The sequence below is a fragment of the Hydrocoleum sp. CS-953 genome, from assembly GCF_002260545.1.
Classification (GTDB): Bacteria; Cyanobacteriota; Cyanobacteriia; order Cyanobacteriales; family Microcoleaceae; genus Trichodesmium.
On sequence record NZ_LGSU01000143.1, the window covers coordinates 1 to 2268 of the forward strand.

Genomic DNA, 2268 nt, shown 5'->3' on the forward strand with positions numbered 1-2268 from the left:
GGGGAAAGAGATTCTACTATAAAATTTCTTAAATTATTCAGTTTATCTTTCCCAGAAAAATCAATTCAAATAACAACTAATTTAGATAATTAGGAGATGAAAAATGGAACAGTTATTTTTACTCGTATTTTTAGCTTTAGGTGGTTCAAGTTTAGCCGGAAGTGTCAAAGTTATTAATCAAGGTAACGAAGCTTTAGTTGAAACTTTAGGCAGATATAATGGTAGAAAATTAGATGCTGGTTTGAAATTTGTTATCCCATTTTTGGATAGAATTTCTTATCAAGAAACTATTCGGGAAAAAGTATTAGATATTCCACCTCAACCATGTATTACTAGAGATAACGTAGCAATTAGTGTAGATGCTGTAGTTTATTGGCGAATTATGGATATGGAGAAAGCCTACTACAAAGTAGAAAATCTCCAATCTGCAATGGTTAATCTAGTTTTAACTCAAATTAGGGCAGAAATGGGTAAATTAGAATTAGACCAAACTTTTACAGCTCGTACAGAAATTAATGAGGTATTACTGAGAGAATTAGACATTGCTACTGACCCTTGGGGAGTAAAAGTAACTAGGGTAGAATTACGAGATATTAGCCCTTCTAAAGCAGTACAAGATTCTATGGAATTACAGATGACTGCCGAACGGCAAAAACGAGCAGCAATTTTAACTTCAGAAGGGGAAAGAGATTCTGCAATTAACTCTGCTAGGGGTAAGGCAGAATCACAAGTTCTTGATGCTCAAGCTCGTCAAAAAGCAACTGTTTTAGAAGCAGAAGCACAACAAAAGGCAATTGTCCTGAAGGCTCAAGCCGAACGTCAATCTCAAGTATTGAATGCTCAAGCAACTGCTGAAGCATTAGAAATTATTACTAAAACTCTTCGTGAAGAGCCCAATGCAAAAGAAGCACTCCAATTTTTATTAGCTCAAAATTATCTGGATATGGGTCAGAAGATTGGTAGTAGTGACAGTAGTAAAGTTATGTTTATGGACCCCCGGAATATTCCAGCAACTTTAGAAGGTATGCGTTCTATTGTGGCAGATGGCAAAAATTCAGTTGGCAGTTAGTATGGCAAATTGAATTAAGAATGTAAAATTGAAAAATTGGCGTTGCTGATAGGTGGCTATGAATTGAATTTTTTGGCAATTGCGAAAATATTGAATCAAAAATACTTGAAATTATTAAGTTCTTATTTTCATACCTTGATTCAGCAACGCCGAAAAATTTAATAATTCTAAATTCTAAATTCTGAATTCTGAATTCTAAATCACGAAATATCTTCAGCTTAAGGTACACTTATCACAAAGTCCAAAAAACTCCAAAGTGTGGTAAAAAATCTTAAATTTGTGGGACTCCTGCAATTTGTCCTCCAAATAATGGACAGGACATTCATTAATAGGTATAGAAGTCCCACATTTAACACAAGTCAGATGATGTTGGTCTTGCTGTAGACAACTATAAACAGATTCACCATTAGCCAAAGTCCGCACAATTACTACTCCCTCTAGTTTGAGAGCATCCAAAGAACGATATACTGTGGCTAGTCCCAGAGGTTTGTTACATCTGCGTAGTTTTGAATGGATATCCTGAGCAGATAGCGATCGCTTCTGGGTTGTTAGTAATTTCAAAATACGCTCTTGAGACCGAGTGCGATTGATTTTCATGGCCAATATAAATAATGAATAATGGATAATGGATAATGCATAATGAAAACTATCTCTAATTATGAATTATCAAGGGTTTGCCCTTTGACCCTGTGGTGGTAGAACAACTTGCGTTCAACTAATCTTTCAGGTTTTTGAGTAAGTTTGAGTAAGTTTAGTTGAGCGGTAGAAATTAACAGATAATATCTAAAAGTAGTTCTATTAAAATTTTAACTTTTATACTAACGTGACAAAACAATATCAAGCACAAATCCATGTTACTCTAAGACCATCTGTTTTAGACCCTGCTGGTACCGCAATTCAATCTGGATTAGTACAAATGGGACATGAAAATATAGAACAAATTAGAATTGGTAAATATATTGAGTTGAAACTTCAGGCAACAGATGAGGCAACTGCTAGGGAACAATTAGAATTAATCTGCGATCAATTATTGGCAAATCCTGTCATTGAAAATTATCGCTTTGAATTAAATGAAGGAAGAAGTTAAGGAGGAAGAAGGAAAAAGGAAGAAGTGAAGAGGTATTTAGGGCTAGCTGAATAAATATAGAATCGTGGTAATATATTAGTTTAAGTGGTTCTAAACCTTGAAAAAGTACAAA

The 2268-nt window shown here is 34.4% G+C and carries 3 protein-coding genes; 2 read left to right on the forward strand and 1 reads right to left on the reverse strand.

Features of this window, described 5'->3' with window-relative positions:
* Positions 1 to 103: 103 nt before the first annotated feature.
* Positions 104 to 1069, forward strand: a complete 966-nt coding sequence (locus AFK68_RS01040) for an SPFH domain-containing protein (RefSeq protein WP_094670940.1) — start codon at positions 104 to 106, stop codon at positions 1067 to 1069.
* 213 nt (positions 1070 to 1282) lie between these two features.
* Here AFK68_RS01040 and AFK68_RS01045 read toward each other — a convergent pair whose 3' ends face one another.
* A complete protein-coding gene (locus tag AFK68_RS01045; protein ID WP_094670942.1) occupies positions 1283 to 1666 on the reverse strand; it encodes a Fur family transcriptional regulator in 384 nt (127 codons plus the stop codon).
* Between the two features lie 226 nt (positions 1667 to 1892).
* On the opposite strand from AFK68_RS01045, the gene purS reads away from it, so the two are divergent.
* Positions 1893 to 2156 (forward strand): phosphoribosylformylglycinamidine synthase subunit PurS, encoded by a 264-nt coding sequence (gene purS, locus AFK68_RS01050; protein WP_094670944.1) that lies wholly within the window; start codon positions 1893 to 1895, stop codon positions 2154 to 2156.
* The last annotated feature ends 112 nt before the right edge of the window (positions 2157 to 2268 follow it).